Source organism: Phocaeicola sp. RTP21198st1_B8_RTP21198_201120 (genome assembly GCF_040929485.1).
Classification (GTDB): domain Bacteria; phylum Bacteroidota; class Bacteroidia; order Bacteroidales; family Bacteroidaceae; genus Phocaeicola; species Phocaeicola dorei.
This window is the reverse complement of the sequence record NZ_JBCOCI010000191.1, coordinates 1-2,520: the sequence shown is the minus strand read 5'-3', so window position 1 is coordinate 2,520 and position 2,520 is coordinate 1. Positions and strand designations below refer to the sequence as shown.

Here is a 2,520-nt window from a genome sequence, read left to right as displayed (position 1 = left end):
AAAATCCTGAGCAACTTTTTGTTGCTCAGGTACTTAAAAAGTTTAATTTATAATAGTGTTGCGGAATTAAGGTTATATTCTCATGTCGTTCGAAATAGACTGTTAGATTATCTACATATTTATTTAGATAAAGAAAAAGTGTTTTATCTCCTTCATATTGTATATGAGCACCTCTTTTCAGAGCCTCTACCAATTGTGAAAACAGCTATCTATAGAAGTAAAGAGGGGGGGGGCTGCCAATTGAATTGTTCCGTTATAGGGAATTGGAAACTGTATTTGTTTATCTGTAATCTGGCTTTTTTCGAGCAGGAAATACAAGAACTTCTCTACTTTTGTATTAAATATGTCACGGTTGAGAGAGGCAAAAAACTGTTTTATTTTAGGCTGTATTTTATCAATACGTGAGTCTACCATTGCTAAACGGAAATGAATGCCTTCAAAATATGAGATGGCTTCGCTTATGAGATCGTCTACTTCTTCACTGTCATCGCGTACTGGATGCGAAATAAGAATATCATTCATCAGGTCAGTTTCTCGGAAGGCTGCTCTTAATTCCCTATTTTGCTGACGTATGGCATCTATTTGCTTTTCTATTTCCTGTAAAGCCACGAGCAAAGTTTCTTTATGTCTTTTGACTTTTTCACTTAAGGCTGTTACAGAACGGTCAATCTGCTGATTAAGATAGTTGACTTGCTCCAGTAAAAGAGTTTGGGGCTTAAACAAGTTTACTACTGTAAGCCAATTTTTTATTTGCTCTTCTGTAGCAGCAACTTCAAGTTTTTCATGCAGTTCCGCACAAGTTATTTCTATAAAAGTAGGATTAAAATGCTGAGATATCAGATGGTATATCTTATCACATACCTGAAAACCAAAATCGGTAAACATATAGGTTTGGCTTTCATCATTATAGATAAAATAAAATTCCTATAACTCTAGAATGTATGCGGTATAAGTTACCCATTGTAATCTTACAGGTTCACCTTTGATAAGACTTACTGCTTCAAAAGCATGATGTATATCTTTCTCCTTAAAAATTTCATGCTTAAATTCTCCATTCTTCATCCGTTCATATAACCAGATAACAGCCAATCCTTTCTTTTTCTCTGGAAAAAGAAGTTCATAGACCTTTTCTATCTTTAATTGTTTGAATAAAGATTGCATTGTAGTAAATATTTAAAGTTATTTCCAAACTCAATTATTACAGACATACGCAAAATATTAGAATAACTTCATGTAAACAGGAAAATATTTAATGTTTATAAGTGATTCATTTGATATTTCATTAAAAAATAAATATCTTTAAACTGTCGGAATAAGGTAAATGCCTATTAAAAGAACATAGAAATTATGTAGGTACAAAACCGAGGGCTTTTTTCGGAGAAGCTTCATAACATGCTGAATATTACGAGTTATTTCAAAATTTGTTAGTTCCGTAAATACCGCAAAATGTTGATTATTAGTAGATTATAGAGTAAATACCCAATTTTACATCTCCTTATATGTAAGATTGGGTATTTTTGTTTTTAATAAGTAATTATATCATGAAAGTAAAAAATGCTTTTATTGTTGTCTTACTAAGTGTGTTTTGTATGACAAGTTGCAATGATGAAAAGTTTGAAATTACACCTTTTCATTTAGATAAAAAATCTTATGAGTGAGATAAATGTTTATTTGAAAAATAATGAAGCTAAGGAATGTTGCTTTTTTACATACAACTATTTAGAGCATAAAATAGATGAGAATCTTATAAGTAAGGGGTGTTATAAATTCTCAGTCGGGAAAAATAATAACCCCAACCTCTCATATGAAACAATTCCATTTTTGACATTAACCTATAAAACAGACGAAGATGGCAAACTAACTAATGAAAATATTACTGCATCAGGTTATAAATTAAATTTGATAGGTTCTTCTTCTGCAACATATAGTATTATAAGTAAGTATTTAGGTGTGGATTGGGACCAAATATTAAAGTTTATAAACACACGTTCAGATATTGCATTTGCTCCTACGATGTAAATGCAAGAAGAGGATACGGAATACTCAGTGAATGGAGATGTGGCTCTATTTCCTCAAATACCTGAAAATATTTTGAAATAAGGCATTTTAAATCTTTCTCAACGTGTTAATTTAAGTAGATAAAGCGTTTATTTTAAGTAGTACGGTTTGTGATATGAGCAATAAGCAGAGTTGCTGGTTGCCCGTTCTGTACAATTAGGATATATACATTGTCTATCTCCTGTTATAATTTCTAGTATAGTTGAACATGAAGAAAATAGCAGCGATATACTTGTACTTAAAAATACAATGATCATTTTCTTTTTCATGATATCTTGTTAAATTTATATTATTGTTCAGCCTCGCAAATGACTGCAAAAATAGAAATAAAAATGCAATTCATTGACTATCAGAATTGCATTTTTGTTTTTTTGTTATTGAATATTATGTTCTTAATCCTCTTTTCGGTCTGTTTTTCCTCTTTTTGAATTCTTTGAATTTCATCTTGAACCATTCAGGTAT

3 protein-coding genes are annotated in these 2,520 nt (G+C 30.8%); 1 reads left to right on the top strand and 2 read right to left on the bottom strand.

Annotated elements, in window-relative coordinates:
• Positions 1 to 186: 186 nt before the first annotated feature.
• Together AB5935_RS24330 and AB5935_RS24325 are read right to left on the bottom strand one after the other, a co-directional pair.
• On the bottom strand, positions 187 to 885 hold the full coding sequence (locus tag AB5935_RS24330) for a hypothetical protein (RefSeq protein ID WP_048919018.1): 699 nt from the start codon (positions 883 to 885) through the stop codon (positions 187 to 189).
• Between the two features lie 39 nt (positions 886 to 924).
• The gene (locus tag AB5935_RS24325; protein ID WP_007846822.1) at positions 925 to 1,161 is read right to left on the bottom strand and encodes a hypothetical protein; all 237 of its coding nucleotides are present in this window, start codon (positions 1,159 to 1,161) and stop codon (positions 925 to 927) included.
• Positions 1,162 to 1,650: 489 nt separating this feature from the next.
• On the opposite strand from AB5935_RS24325, the gene AB5935_RS24320 reads away from it, so the two are divergent.
• Positions 1,651 to 2,019 (top strand): hypothetical protein, encoded by a 369-nt coding sequence (locus AB5935_RS24320; RefSeq protein WP_007840415.1) that lies wholly within the window; start codon positions 1,651 to 1,653, stop codon positions 2,017 to 2,019.
• Positions 2,020 to 2,520: the final 501 nt, after the last annotated feature.